The sequence below is a fragment of the Desulfamplus magnetovallimortis genome, assembly GCF_900170035.1.
Classification (GTDB): Bacteria; Desulfobacterota; Desulfobacteria; order Desulfobacterales; family Desulfobacteraceae; genus Desulfamplus; species Desulfamplus magnetovallimortis.
In genome coordinates this window covers 98,945-113,193 of the sequence record NZ_LT828549.1, presented here as the reverse complement: position 1 = coordinate 113,193, position 14,249 = coordinate 98,945, and the positions used below count along the sequence as shown (strand labels likewise).

Annotated in this window: 15 protein-coding genes; 7 read left to right on the top strand and 8 right to left on the bottom strand. The window is 41.2% G+C overall.

From position 1 onward, the window contains the following. Window positions 1–156 precede the first annotated feature (156 nt). From MTBBW1_RS16415 to MTBBW1_RS16385, 7 genes are all read right to left on the bottom strand, one after another. Window positions 157–1,785 (bottom strand): reverse transcriptase domain-containing protein, encoded by a 1,629-nt coding sequence (locus tag MTBBW1_RS16415; RefSeq protein ID WP_080804946.1) that lies wholly within the window; start codon window positions 1,783–1,785, stop codon window positions 157–159. 6 nt (window positions 1,786–1,791) lie between these two features. Further along, window positions 1,792–1,941 (bottom strand): Lcl domain-containing protein, encoded by a 150-nt coding sequence (locus MTBBW1_RS30405; protein ID WP_080804944.1) that lies wholly within the window; start codon window positions 1,939–1,941, stop codon window positions 1,792–1,794. Between the two features lie 168 nt (window positions 1,942–2,109). Then, a complete protein-coding gene (locus tag MTBBW1_RS16405) occupies window positions 2,110–2,439 on the bottom strand; it encodes a four helix bundle protein (protein WP_425430017.1) in 330 nt (109 codons plus the stop codon). Window positions 2,440–2,541: 102 nt separating this feature from the next. Beyond that, window positions 2,542–3,114: an Lcl C-terminal domain-containing protein gene (locus MTBBW1_RS16400; protein WP_080804938.1), complete on the bottom strand. Its 573-nt coding sequence runs from the start codon at window positions 3,112–3,114 to the stop codon at window positions 2,542–2,544. Between the two features lie 437 nt (window positions 3,115–3,551). After that, window positions 3,552–3,791, bottom strand: coding sequence for a hypothetical protein (locus MTBBW1_RS16395; RefSeq protein ID WP_080804936.1), 240 nt, complete (start codon window positions 3,789–3,791; stop codon window positions 3,552–3,554). A 167-nt stretch (window positions 3,792–3,958) separates the two neighbouring features. Beyond that, window positions 3,959–4,984 (bottom strand): Fic family protein, encoded by a 1,026-nt coding sequence (locus tag MTBBW1_RS16390; RefSeq protein ID WP_087881785.1) that lies wholly within the window; start codon window positions 4,982–4,984, stop codon window positions 3,959–3,961. Between the two features lie 152 nt (window positions 4,985–5,136). Further along, window positions 5,137–5,466, bottom strand: coding sequence for a nucleotidyltransferase domain-containing protein (locus tag MTBBW1_RS16385; RefSeq protein WP_080804934.1), 330 nt, complete (start codon window positions 5,464–5,466; stop codon window positions 5,137–5,139). A 237-nt stretch (window positions 5,467–5,703) separates the two neighbouring features. Here MTBBW1_RS16385 and MTBBW1_RS30000 point away from each other — a divergent pair, with 237 nt between their 5' ends. From MTBBW1_RS30000 to MTBBW1_RS16370, 4 genes are read left to right on the top strand one after another with little or no spacing between them, the layout of a single operon-like run. Then, complete coding sequence (locus MTBBW1_RS30000; protein ID WP_281255650.1) at window positions 5,704–5,835, top strand: hypothetical protein; 132 nt, start codon at window positions 5,704–5,706, stop codon at window positions 5,833–5,835. Further along, window positions 5,822–5,944, top strand: coding sequence for a type II toxin-antitoxin system YoeB family toxin (locus tag MTBBW1_RS16380; protein WP_080804932.1), 123 nt, complete (start codon window positions 5,822–5,824; stop codon window positions 5,942–5,944). Before MTBBW1_RS30000 ends, MTBBW1_RS16380 begins: the two co-directional genes overlap by 14 nt. A 3-nt stretch (window positions 5,945–5,947) precedes the next feature. Continuing rightward, the gene (locus MTBBW1_RS16375; RefSeq protein ID WP_080804930.1) at window positions 5,948–7,108 is read left to right on the top strand and encodes an ABC transporter substrate-binding protein; all 1,161 of its coding nucleotides are present in this window, start codon (window positions 5,948–5,950) and stop codon (window positions 7,106–7,108) included. Next, complete coding sequence (locus MTBBW1_RS16370; RefSeq protein ID WP_080804928.1) at window positions 7,105–9,495, top strand: cache domain-containing protein; 2,391 nt, start codon at window positions 7,105–7,107, stop codon at window positions 9,493–9,495. Before MTBBW1_RS16375 ends, MTBBW1_RS16370 begins: the two co-directional genes overlap by 4 nt. 178 nt (window positions 9,496–9,673) lie before the next feature. On the opposite strand, the gene MTBBW1_RS16365 is transcribed toward MTBBW1_RS16370, so the two are convergent. Next, on the bottom strand, window positions 9,674–11,551 hold the full coding sequence (locus tag MTBBW1_RS16365; RefSeq protein ID WP_080804926.1) for a protein adenylyltransferase SelO: 1,878 nt from the start codon (window positions 11,549–11,551) through the stop codon (window positions 9,674–9,676). 463 nt (window positions 11,552–12,014) lie between these two features. On the opposite strand from MTBBW1_RS16365, the gene MTBBW1_RS16360 reads away from it, so the two are divergent. The 3 genes from MTBBW1_RS16360 (at window position 12,015) to MTBBW1_RS16350 (ending at window position 14,039) form a co-directional block, all read left to right on the top strand. Next, window positions 12,015–12,392 carry a hypothetical protein gene (locus MTBBW1_RS16360; protein WP_080804924.1) on the top strand — a complete coding sequence of 126 codons (378 nt, stop codon included), beginning with the start codon at window positions 12,015–12,017 and terminating at the stop codon, window positions 12,390–12,392. A gap of 473 nt (window positions 12,393–12,865) precedes the next feature. After that, complete coding sequence (locus tag MTBBW1_RS16355; RefSeq protein ID WP_080804922.1) at window positions 12,866–13,384, top strand: PaaI family thioesterase; 519 nt, start codon at window positions 12,866–12,868, stop codon at window positions 13,382–13,384. A 25-nt stretch (window positions 13,385–13,409) separates the two neighbouring features. Continuing rightward, complete coding sequence (locus MTBBW1_RS16350) at window positions 13,410–14,039, top strand: DUF3786 domain-containing protein (RefSeq protein ID WP_080804920.1); 630 nt, start codon at window positions 13,410–13,412, stop codon at window positions 14,037–14,039. The last annotated feature ends 210 nt before the right edge of the window (window positions 14,040–14,249 follow it).

The following is a 14,249-nucleotide window of genomic DNA, read 5'->3' as shown; positions in this document are numbered from 1 at the left end:
TGGGATGAACAAGATTGGCTATCCTGATTTATCTTGTCTATCCTGGGTATCCTGATTCTGACAACCTACAAATGCAACCACAAAAATCAATATTTGCAAGCTCTCTGTTCTTTTGTCTGAATCAGGATGACCAGGATTATCTATCGCATCTCATACTCATTCCCAAAATGGCAACTCTGTCTGTACTCTTTTCCTGGACTTATGCTCAAGTACCTTCAGAGGCTCATCTGCCCTGAAAAGTGCTGTCATTCTCCTGAAAACTGTGCCATCCAGCCGTCTGTACTGCCGGACAATGGCCACATGATACCCGTTTTGCAAAGCCATGCCAATATATCGGGAAAGAAACCTTTTATGAAATCCGCAGCCCACCTGAAACCTGTGAAGCCCTTTCATCAATTTCAGGTTCAGCACTTCATGGGCAATCTTTCCATGAGTATTATAGAATTCATAAAAACAGCCTACCTGAAAAAACACCAGCACACGAGTATTTTTTCCACACACCCACAGTGGGTATCTGACAACATGTTGACTGCAAGGTCTATTATCAGGCTCCGGAATCCACCAGTTATATGAACGCCTGAACTTTCTCATTCCATCGAAGGGGATATATCTGGGGATGAGTTCATATCCATTGAGCATGAAACAGGCACGCAGGACAGGATATTTTACAAACAGCATTCGCTTCAGAGTAAACGAGTTTGCCCATTTAAGATGCCCCATATACGAAGCAACCGTTGATCTGAAGAGTTCAACCTCATCCGGAGGAAATTGCCACCGGACTCTCTTCGCATCACGATCCCTCATGGATAGCGTTGTATCAAAATATCGAATCCGCTCCTTGAAATTATTGACCACACGGCGACGAACCAGCAGGTATCTCCTGCGGACAATGTATCCCAGAAAATCAATACCTGAGGAGACCGGTTTCAGTTTCATCTGTGAAGGATTAAGCTCAAGCTTCAGGCGCTCATTCAGAAATGATTCAATCTTTCCATGCCATTTCTCAAGTTGACCAGGGTTATCTGACAAAAGAATAAAATCATCGCAGTAACGGATGTAGTAGCGACACTTCAGCTCATGTTTGACAAACTGATCCAGATCGTTGAGATATACATTGGCAAAAAATTGGGAGGTAAGATTGCCAATTGGAAGTCCCTTGCCTTTACCTACCTTGAACAGTGTCTTGTGAGGCGGAATTTTATTTAGAAGGGAACGCCTTCCCTTGAAGTGATAATCATCAATACATCTGGCAAAAATAATCCTGCGGGACAGATCCAGTACATCCTTATGCTTAAAATGACGGCAGATGATACTGTAAAGGATCTCCTGATCAATGTTCATGAAGAAGCCCCGGATATCCTCTTTCAGGTACCATGCAGGGCGGCAGCCATTGCCCGTCACCCTATTCACAAAGGATTGCAGGCGGCTCACTGCACCATGAATCCCCCTGTTCTTGCGGCAGGAGTATGAGTCATGAATAAAAATTCGTTCAAATTTTGGTTCAAGATGACCCACCAACAGATGGTGAATCACCCGATCCCTGAAATCTGCTGCAAAAATTTCCCGCAGCTTGGGCTTTTTCTGCACAAAGCATATGGAGGTAGAGGGGTGGTATGTGCCACTGCTCAACTCATCATAAAGATTAATGAGATTGTCCGGAAAAGCTATCTCGAACCTCAACGCATTTATGGTATTGCGCTTGTTCTTCCTGCACTTGAGATAGGCATCATACAAATTTTCCAGAGAAAAAAGGGGTATCTGCCCTTTTATTTCATGTGTTATCACAGATATTCATGCTCCCGAACGAACACACCGAACGTAGTTATCATTGGTCTTATTGTTGTTGTTAACATTGCCATTGTTGAAATTCACGTTCCACGCGTTATCAGTGTTATTGGCGTTCGTACTGCCCGACCAGTACACGGGCAAAAAGTTGTCCATCCACTTTTATGCTGAATCATCAGCCCACCATAAATGGATCCGGGGCATGCCCGGTACCATTTACTGTATGCACCATGCCCTTTTCACATGAAAAAAGGCGGGATGGACGCATCATAAATCAAGCTCGCTCATTACTCCTCAGAATAATGATTCCGGCTTCTGTGACCGTCATCTCCCTTTTGAGGGTCGAGACTGGACACTCTTTAACCACCCCTCGTTCTGCCGGCTCACATTGACCACCAGTTCCGTTGCTGTGAGAAAGGAACGTTTCTGATTAAATGCCTTTACCTCCCTTGCAATTATCAGATGAATCTTTATCCTCTCAAGCAGAAGTCTGAGCTTTATGAGTTGCGGTACTCTCTCTCTTGTGGAGTTGGCCTCCACAATGAGGGAAAGGGCTTCATGACACATGCTCCGCAATTCACTGCCCAGGGTATATCTGTGATTCCTGGAAAAATGAGACGCAATATTCTCTATATGCACGCTCAAATCCAGCATTTTTTTAAAAATTGGAAGGTGCTCGTAGTGTGCCATTATCGTTAAATTTTCGTTTTTTAAATTTTCAAATAACCAAATGAACCAAATGTCCAAATTATCAAATTATGATCCCGAACGAACACACCGAACGTAGTCATCATAGGTCTTACTGAAGTAGCTAACACTGCCACTGGTGAAATTCACGCCCCACGCGTAATCAGTGTAAACGGCGTACGTACTGCCCGACCAGTACACGTCACCTTTAGTATCAAAAAAATAATCAGTATCAATAGCCGGATTATACCTCCCCAAATCCACAATAGAAAAAAGCTCCCGCCTGTCAGGAATTCTCCAGTCCGTATATCCGGCAAGCCCCAGAGAGTCGCAGTAATCGCAAGCAGCCTGCCATGTCTTTTCTGTGCCGTCGTCTCTCTGCTGCCACATAAGGCCGGTATTGAGATCCGTAACCGTGCCGTCCCCGTTATCCTCAAATGCCATTTTGGAGCTGTCATACTGGGCATCCTGGCCGTAGAAGGGTTCTCCTGGTGATGGGCATACAATTTCATAGCCATCACCGTCATAGCAGGTTTCAATGCCGGTGTCGGGAAGGCTTGTGTAATCTCCGGCAACTGCAGGTGCCATACTGCATAATAGAGTCAAAATTGCGGTTAAAAGTTTTTTTGAGAGGTGTTTCATGGTCTTTTTTCTCCTTTCATTGGTTTCTCTTACAAGTGAAAAAAATTTGAGTGCGCCCTTTTTTGAATACCCGGCGAAAAAAAGGGGACAGATTTATTTTTATTATTTGATTTTGCGTGATGCTGTCTGAATCAGTATGCCCAGGATATTCAGGATAAATCAGGATTTTTTATCCTGAACATCCTGTTAATCTTGGTTATCCTGATTCAGACAAATGCAATCACTACCAAAAAAAAGCCATCAAGATGTCGATTTTGAGTATTCTTCATGGTTCAAAAATCTAATAACACACTGTTACAATTCCAATTCAAATATTCAATAAAAACACATCATTGATTCTTTCAACATGCAACATTCGCTTTTTTCTCGAATTTTCCAAAGCGAGGAGTTGATTTTATTGCTCTTTCTAAGAAAGTCTATAATGATAGAAGTATCTGTTAATACTCTGGTATTGGCCATGATTTCATCCTGATATCTTCCTCTGAAATATTCCACCTGGAAATTGACTGAAAATCTTTTTTCCATTCGTCTTTATCTGAACAGTGGACGGCTCTTGTTGGTATTATAATAATCTGGACTTCTTGAGCATCAAGCTCTTCAGGTAAATCAACTGAAATGCGATTTCCTGCAACTTTTCCATATGTTACCCAACTATTAAATTCTTTAATTTGTTCCATATTAATTACCTTAACAAAGGAGAGAGATATATTTTAATTTTACGTGATGCAGTCTCAATCAGGATGGCCGGGATGAATAAGATTGGCTATCCTTATTTATCTTGTCTATCCTGGATATCCTGATTCTAACAACTTACAACTACAAAAATCATATCTGGCAAACTACATTAAGTGATTAGAAAAGGTTTTATCTTTTTAAAGAAATATGTCCCCTTGCCTTCTTCTACATCCGGATCTGCCACCATATCCAGGTAATTGAAAAAGGCTTGTTTCACCTCGTTTAAAATTATCTTTTGGAAATCTTCGGATTTGCCTTCCATATGGGATTTTTCCAGGGCATCACAGTAAGCGTCTTTTTTTTCTGTTTCTCCCAGTATATTGGCGATTGGATATCCATTTTGAATCAGGATCAAATTCATTATCAAACGGGCGGTTCTACCGTTTCCGTCGATAAAAGGATGGATTCTGACCAATCTTTCGTGCATTCTGGCTGCCAGTAAAACAGGGTGAAGATCGTTTCGCTCCTGCGTGTACTCTTCAAAATAGAGTTGCATTAAATCATAAACCTTGAGTGGATTTGGGGGAATATGTCGACTACCTGAAATAATCACCCGTTGGCTACGGTATTTTCCGGCATTATGATGGTCGATCCCTTGCAGAATTAGATTATGGATTTTCAGCAAATCATCTTGAGTTAGCTCGTATTCTGGAACGGCAATGGATTTAATGTATTCCAGTGCTTTCTGGTGGTTCAGGACTTCGATGTGGTCTTTTAAGGGTTTACCCTTGACGGTGATCCCTTTTTCGATAACCAGGGCGGTTTCTGACAAAGTCAACGAGTTACCTTCAATCTTGGTGCTTTCATGGGTGTATTGAATATCAAAGGCATGTTCCAAATTCTCCAACTGTGCCGGATTGAGGGGACGGAAACTATCTAAGCATTTTTTGAGATCGTCCACCTGCTCTAAAAGATCTTTTACAGAATCCTTTTCAGGATAAATCAGAGATAGGTCAAGTGCTTTATATTTCATGGGATCTTCAGAGTTAAGTTTGATTAAATAATTTTTAAACAGTTGTCGGATATCTTGTATTTGTTCGGGGTGATTGTCCTGCCGATATAGTTGTGCGATTTCAATGCGTTGAGGTGCATTAACTTGAGTCTGCGTACTCTGAATGACGACTGTCTTTCCCATAGGTTGCTCTTTTTTTTCTCAGTGAATGTTCAAATATAGACGATACTATTCAGGAGCAAAATCTATTAAAAGTAATATATTTTGAAACATTTTTTTGATGCTTTCCAGATCAAGTTTAGCAGCTTCAAGCCATTCCTTGGCATTATTCTGATTCATTTAAGCCTGATTCCTTTTTGCATGATTGACTGACTGAAAAGAGTGTTCATTTCAACAAATTTTTGGTGCATTTTCTTTGTATGTGTCATAATATCAATTGGAATATGTCTTTGCAAATCCCTTATTGCCCTGGACACTTTCAATGTGATCTCTTTTTTTTCCTTATAATTCTGAGGAATAAAATCATCATTAGTAACAACATAAATATCAAGATCACTATCATTGCCGGGATTTCCCCAGGCATGGCTTCCAAAGATAATAATGGCTTCTGGTTCAAGAGGATCGAGACGCTTAAGAATCTCTTTTTTTAAACATTCCATATCCATGGAATCCACCTTTCTCTACTTTGATATGCGATGTTTTTAAATAGCTCTTTCTGCTTTTGAAAAGCTCTTCGGGTTTGAAATAACAGGATATCTGTGCTATTATTTTTAACAGGCAAAGTGAATTAAAAATAGTTTATTATCAGTATCTTTTACTGGATATTAGTTTATATATTTCACTTTGACAACTGTAAAAATTACACTCTGCATCTTTCATACAGAATATAATGAGGCCCCAAAATGATGACTCTCTACAGGGAAACTGCCTATCTTGCAAAATCACAAATTTACAGCGAACGCCTTGACAGGGCTGTAAAAGATATCAGGGCAGGCAAATACGAGGCACATGGACTGATATATGAAAACGATTAACTGGCATGTTCAGGCATGGGATGATTATATTTACTGGCAGTCAAATGACAGGCGTATTGTCAAGTGTATCAATGCCCTGATCAAGGATCATGCCTCCAGCACAGGATAAAAAATGTTATCAAAAAAAATAGAACCCGCACCCCACTTTATTAACCGGCTGTTCCCAGTGTTCTTTTCGATATTTGCACTTCTATTCTCCCCTGCATGTGAAAAAGAGCCACCACCATTAAAAATAGGCTTTTCCGGCTGCATTACAGGGCAGCTTGCTGACCTTGGTATTGCCGGAAGAAATGCCGTCACACTTGCTGTGGAAGAGATAAACAGAGCAGGCGGCATTAATGGCAGAAAAATTGAGCTTATAGTCAAGGATGACGCCAACACTCCGGAAACTGCCATCAGGGTTGACAGAGAGCTTATTGCTGAAGGGGTTGTAGCCATAATCGGGCATGTCACAAGCTCAATGTCAATTGCAGCACTGCCGGTTGCAAACAAAAACAAAATAATCATGTTAAGCCCCACCTCAACCACAAACGAGCTTTCCGGAAAGGATGACTACTTTTTCAGGGTAACATCTCCTGACAGGATTCAGTCGGAAATTATGGCAAAACATGCCTTTAACAAACTTAACCTCAGACGGGTTGCATGTCTGTATGATCTTTCCAACAGAGGTTTTACCCAGGGATGGGCAGACAATTTCAGGACTTTATTTGAACAATTGGGTGGCACTGTTGCAGTTTCTGTGACCTTCCATGCAAAGGAAAAATTCTCATATCTTGAAATTGCCGGTCAATTGATGAACTTTCAGCCCGACAGCATCCTGATTATTTCAGGGGCCCTTCATACAGCCATGTTCTGTCAGCAGATCCGAAAGACAACTCCGGATATTCCAATTCTTTCAAGTGGATGGGCAGGAACCAACGAGCTTATCCATCAGGGTGGTTCATCGGTTGAAGGAATAATATTCCCGCAGGTATTCAACCAGAACAGCAGACATCTTCCATATCTGACTTTCAGGGAGAGTTACCGTGAACGATTCATGATAGAACCCAATTTTGCATCAATGTGCAGCTATGAAGCCGCAACTTTCCTTTTCAATATTCTTGATGGATGGGACGGAAAGAGCGACCTTAAGCAAATACTGCTTGACCATTCCACCCACCAGGGATTACAGGGAGAAATCAGCCTTGATAAATATGGAGATGCTTCAAGATCCCAGTTTATTGTTACTGTCAATGACGGCTCATTTGCAATAGTGGACACCATAATGCCATGAAGGCACATAATAATTCAGGTTTATCTCCGCTCCTCTTTTTTCCAGGAAAAGAGCCAAGCCTCCAGAAAACCCTTACATTAAGTTTATTAATAATTGCCACGCTTCCAATTATTGTAACAGGATTTATCTCCCTTGAGATAATGTCCCAAAAAATGGAAAGGGATATTCTCGACAAGAACCATGCCATTGCAACATCAATTGCAGGCGAAGTTTCACGCTCCCTTAAAGAGCCACTTGCCATTCTTCAACATGCCCAAGAGATGATTGACAATGAGGGTTTTATACCCAACGGCCAAAAGAACCGCTATCTTGCATCCATTTGCAGGACATACCCTTTTTTCAGCTCCATCAGAATTCTCGACACTAAAGGTATTGTCAGGCATATTGCACCGTACAACGAAGATTATGCAGGAATTGATCTCTCCAGCCAGCCTTTTTTCAAAACTGTTTCAAAGGGAAAAAAACCTACATGGTCATCTCCATACATAGCAGTTCAGACAGGCCAGCCAACCATATCCCTGAGTTATCCCCTTGAAAAAGGCGTGATTGTCGCCCATCTTACACTTTCATATCTGAAAAACATCAGCGACAGGATCAGAATAGGAGGAACCGGATATGCTGCAATGGTTGACAGGAACGGCACCGTCATAGCACATCCTGAAACAGTTAACATTGCAGAGCAACAAAATCTTAAACACCTGCCTGTTGTTGCCTTGGGGCTTGAAGGGAAAAGGGGCACGTTACGCTATACAGTTAACTCTGTTGAATGGATGGGAAGTGTTGATATTGTTCCTGTGACAGGCTGGCTTGTGTGTGTTTTTCAACCTGCAAAAGAGGCGCTTTCGCCCCTCATGCAGATCAGGAATATTATTTTTGCAGGAACGGCAACAGCCATTTTACTTGCTGTGATTGCAGCCCTTGTTATTGCAAGAAATGCAATGATACCATTGACAATGCTTTTAGAGAGCACAGTTAAAATTGCAAGAGGTGATTACAACCACTCCATCGAGACTGAAAGCTACAGGGAAATCAACACACTTGCAAAAAACTTCAACATCATGACAGAGGCTGTCAAATCCAGGGAAAAGGCTCTTAAAAAGGACATGGAAGAGAGAAGACGCCTGGAGGAGCAGCTACGTCAGGCCCACAAGATGGAAGCAATCGGAACCCTTGCCGGAGGCATTGCCCATGACTTTAATAATATTCTCGGTGCGGTGCTTGGATATGCCGAGATGGCAAGGTTTGAAGTTGAAGGTCAGGAAACTGCAACATACCAGATTGAACAGATAGTAAAAGCCGGAAACCGTGCAAGAGATCTTGTAAAGCACATTTTGACATTCAGCCGCAAGGGACCTCAAAAACGTGCTCCTCTTGAGATTTCAATCCTTATAAAAGAGGCTCTTCAGCTTTTAAGGGCAACAATCCCTGCAAACATTGAAATCCGCAAAAGCATTTCAACAGAAAATACAACAATTCTGGCAGATGCCACCCAGCTCCACCAGGTCATCATGAACCTTTGTACCAATGCTGCCCAGTCAATGGAGGCAAATGAGAAGGGGGGTATGCTTCATGTTGAGCTTAAAACCATTGACACAGGTATGAAAACAGAACATCATGAATTTTTGCTGGAAAGTACAAACCCAAAAACAGACAATCACGAAATCTTGCCGGAAAACAGGGACATAAAAATATATAATCACGATTTTGTGCCGGAAAAAGTACTACCCCCTGAGCTACACTCTAAACCTGGCATTTATGTCAAACTTTCAATATCTGACAACGGTGCCGGCATCCAGCCAGAGCATCTTGAAAAGATATTTGATCCTTATTTCACAACAAAAGCTGTTGGAAAAGGTTCCGGAATGGGGCTTTCCGTGGTAATGGGCATTGTAAAAAACCATGAAGGCATAATTACAGTTGAAAGCATTCCCGGCAAGGGCAGCAAGTTTAATCTTTTTTTTCCAGGAATTCCAACAGAGATAAACCGGCAGATAGAAACAGTTAAACCAATAGAGGGGGGCAATGAGCACATACTTGTTGTTGATGATCAGGAAGATATGGCAGAGACCATTCAGTTACTGCTTGAACGGATCGGCTACCAGGTTACATCAACAACAAGCAGTATTGATGCTCTTGCAATGTTCAGGGCAAAACCCAGTATTTTTGACCTTGTAATTACAGACCAGACCATGCCTGACCTCACAGGAGGACAACTTGCAAGGGAGATGCTTAAAATCCGGCATGACCTTCCAATTATTCTCTGCACAGGCTACAGCCTGAGAATTGATGAAGAGAGAGCATTGGCAATGGGAATTGGGGCATTTGTCATGAAACCTGTTGATATCAAAGAACTTGATGCGACAATAAGAAAACTGCTTTCAGAATAGACATTTATTAGAAATTCTCCATAAAATGCTGATATATAACGACTTTCATGTTTAGTTGTAATGCGTCAGCAAACATGGGGGGGGTATATGAAAGTCTCCGTAATAAGCTGTTTTAAAACGACTTTCATTTATTCGATTGTAACGGTGATCCGCCATGTACGTTATAAAATTTTGATATTCATGAACTACATGACAACATTGAACAGCCTGGCCTGTGGCGTGCCCATTCCGGTCTTTTTACTGCAAAAATTTCGTTTTCAGGTTGTTCGCTAAAAGGATTTCGCAACACTTCAAGAAGTTTGTGTACCATGGAAAAATCGCCACCCTCAGCTTTATCAATGGCCATCTGGGCAAGATAGTTTCTCAGTACATATTTGGGATTGGCACAATTCATCCGGCGACGCCGCTCATCATGCTCCAAATCATCCCTGGAAATACGGCCGGCATAGGAGGCAAGCCAATGTTCAAGACGATCTTTGTAATCTGCTGTCAACTGCTCAGGAGCATAATAAGCATCCATGAAAGTGGAAAAGCCAGATCCCGGTTGATAATCTCCGAGTTTTCTGAAAAATATAGTCATGTCTGTTTCAACAAGTGACAGGATCCCAAAAAGATCCCTGAATAATGCCATATCATCAGATGATTCATATTTTTTAAATCCCAGTTTTGCTGCCACCATCTTCTGCCAGCTCTTCTCAAACCATGAGGAGTAGGCATAGATTGCTTTTTCAAGGGGTTCAACCTCTCCTATAAGGGGATAGATTGCATTGGCAAGCTGTGCAAGGTTCCATTGGGCAATATTCATTTGATTCCCGAATCTATAACGGCGCCCCTGGGCATCTGTGGTATTAGGTGTCCAGTCCGGGTCATAGTTGTCCAGCCAGCCATATGGACCATAATCAATGGTAAGCCCAAGAATGGACATGTTGTCGGTGTTCATCACTCCATGTACAAATCCAACGCCCATCCACTGTGCAATCAGGTCGGCTGTTCTGCGGCAAACATCATTAAACCACTCAATATAAAGAGCTTTTGTATAAAGAGATTTCGGGGTATTGGTAAACCCTTTCCTCCCGGCATCGGTTCCGCTAAAATATTCTCTTGATGCATCAACTTCCGATTCCGAAAAATCTCTTCTCTCTGCACCAATTTCCGGAGAGTCGCTTCTACCTGAAACAATTTCTGGAAAGTCAACCATGATTGTATAATCAACAAGCTTTCGCAAAATCTCTGTCTCACCACGGGATGCATGTATTTCAAAATTACCGAACCTTGTGAATGAAGGAGCAAGTCTGCAAACCACAGCGCCCTGTTCCTCCTTTGGATGACCATCATAAAACATATCTCTTATAACAGTATCTCCTGTGAGAATAAGGCTTAATGCCCTGGTGGTGGGTATGCCAAGATGATGCATGGCCTCACTGCACAAAAATTCTCTCAGGGAAGATCGTAGCACAGCAAGGCCGTCGGCATTGCGGGAATATGGCGTAGGCCCTGCCCCCTTGAGCTGAATAACCCAGCGATTTGTTCCATTGCCTGATCCCTTTTTCGCACTGTTTCCAATAATTTCGCCAAGGTTTATTGCCCGACCATCCCCAAGCTGTCCTGCCCAATTGCCAAACTGATGTCCACCATAACAGGTGGCATAGGGTTCCATTCCAGACAGGAGCCTGTTTCCGGAAAAAACATCTGTAAAAAGAGTGGAACGGCAACTTTTCTCCGAAAGCCCCAGAAGCAAAGCAGCCTCTTTTGAGTATGCCACTAATTCAGGATTTGCAGCTTTTTTGGGTTTTACACGGGAAAAGCAGGCAGATTTAACCTGGCGGCGAAAATTGACGATTTCCGGATCTCCCGGGAGATCACGAATAAATTTATTATCAAACACCAGTGAGTCAAACTCTAAAAACGCATCGTATTTATCATCCTGCTCATTGCATGTATCATCCTGTTGATTGCATGTATCATCCTGTTTATTGCATGTATCATTCTGTTTATTGCATGTGTCATCCCGCTCATTGCATGATTCTGAAGCTGACTCATTATTTAATGGTTTCATTTTTTAACCTTTCCAAATAACGTAAATGGCAGATGTGCTTCCATGGCTGTTAATAAAAAATAACACATATCAATTTAAAAAACACTCTTGACAAGCAATTTCTTTCAAACTATAGTATTTCATTCTTTGGACGCAAGTTTTTCAAAAATGCTTCCAGACTGTTCTATCCCAACTACTCCGACAACAATTTCGTTCTACCTGAAAAAACATAACAAGTAACCCCGCGACAATAATTCCTGACCTTAATCACTTGCTCCCTCCCCAGGCAAATCACTTGTTTGCAATTCAAGTTGCAGGGTTCCATGCACAGGGAAATTGGCTGTTGCATAATTTTTTGAAAATATCCGCAATTCGCATCTTTTATTAACAGGATAACAATTCAAAAATCCATATGTAACAACCATATCCATAACCGGCACTTTGTTTTTATTTGTCCCAAAAAATCAAATTAAAGGAGAAAGTCATGAAAAAAGTAGCATTAATCATTATGGTATTGTTTCTTGGTTTTTATCTTCCGTCTTCCGCCCTTTCTGCTGACAGGGATGCAATAGAAAAAGGAGTTGCGGCAGTTGTTGATGCAGGTACATTTGATGATGCCACATGCCAGGCCAATGCTCCGGAATCTTTATACATTTTTGTGATGAAAGCAGATGGTGAACTTGTTGTTCATCCCAAAAAAGATGCCATTGTAAATCTTAATGCTCCAAAATTTCAGGTGATTTATGATGAAGTCGTAAAAGCCACGCCCGAAGGAACATGGGTTCAATATCAGTGGGACGGCAAGGAAAAAAACACATTTGTCAAACAAGCAGGTGACATGATTGTTGGATGTGGATACTGATCCCAAACATGATTGTATCTCAATAATTCAAGCTCTATAAAACAAAACCTTAAAAAAATGGACATCTTTCATATCGACTCAAAAGTAGTTTACACTTTTCTGAAAATTTTGAACCATGATTAAAAGGATTACAGGATTAACATGATTATAATCAAGGTAATCCTGTAATCAAGAAAATCATGGTTCAAAAAAAGTGTAAACCGATAAATCAAAGATGCCAAAAAATGAAATAAAAAATGGTTCAACCTTACAGCTCCATGTATCAAGGTTGAACCATTCCCTTTTCTTCCCCCCTCACCATCCTTCCAGATTTTTCATTGATAATCACTTATTTTTCAAAGGCTTTCATGTATAAATGACGTTTTTTGTCCCTGATTTGGCATTTATCCCACTTCCCTTATCTTGCCGCAGATGTTATTCTTAACGCATAACTTTATATCTTAAACTGCAATAGACTTGAACAGGAGAACAAAATGAATCAGCCTCATATAGAAGATTCCGGCAACAAAAAAATAATTGCCGGAATCCACGAAAAAGACAGAAAGCCAAACCCCGCGTTTATACAGGAACTTTTGAAAATGGTTGATGCAAGCCCCTTTCCGGAGCACATTTCCATGCAGCTTACATCCATTGATATAGATTGTGCAGAGCTTTCCCTTGAAATAAAAAAATCCCATCTCCAGGCATTTGGAATAATACATGGCGGTGTACTTGCAACCCTTATTGACACTGCAACATTCTGGTCAGTGTTTATGAGAATTCCTGAAAGTGCAGGTCTTGTCAACATTGATCTTAAACTTAACTATCTTAAATCAGTTAAGAGTGGCATACTCACAGCCAGAGGCAAAGCCATACGCTCGGGAAAAAGCATAAGCTATGCGGAAGCCAGCGTGTTTGATGAAAATAATGCTCTAATTGCCCATGGCACATCAACCCTTATGATTATGCCAGGAAAGGGTTTGACAACAAAAACACCAAAGTATCTCAACTGAAAACAGCAACCATATTGGAGAGATCATGCCAGAATTGATAGACAGGATTTTTTTTGATGACCTGAAAAAGCAGTCTCCGGAAGATGTCTGCAAAAGGACATTATCTTCCTGGAACCAGGTGGAGAGATGCTATGAGATAACTGTATGGAACCAAAAATGCGTTATAAATCCAGAGCAATATAAAATTGACTGGATTAAGGAAAATGGCAAAGAGGAAAATAAAGATAGAGCCGGAGAGCTTCACGAATATTTCAGCCTTTTCGCAATTCATTATCTTCTGACTTCAAAGGAGATTAATCTTTCAGAAAAGTGGATATCGGAAAAAGATATTCCAGGTGGCAGCACATTTTTCCGTGGCCCCCATGAAGTTCCAACAAATCTTGTAACACAAAAGTTCAGCAAACAAATTGATAAATTCAAAGAAAGATGCGAGGCGATGCACGGAACGCCAATTAAAATGGCTGATGCTGCATACAAGTTTATAATTGCACCGAGAATCCCCGTGGCTCTTCTATTCTGGGACTGTGATGAGGACTTTCCGGCAGAGGCAAAACTTCTATACGATAAAACCATAATTGACCACCTGGCTCTGGATATAATATTTGCTCTTGCTGTGGGTTTTTGTGAGCAGTTTGCAGGAGAAGCAATTAATTGATTTGAATATAACGGCCATGGCAGAACCATCTGCCACAACGAAGCATGAAAGTCCTATACCTCCTTAAAATACGGGGACTTTCTTATAAAAAAACAACCATATGACATCTTACTGCTTTTTAAGTAGATATTGCATTTGTCTGAATCAGGATACCCAGGATAAAAAAGATGTTCAGGATAGATAATCCTGCCTCATCCTGTTAATCTTGGA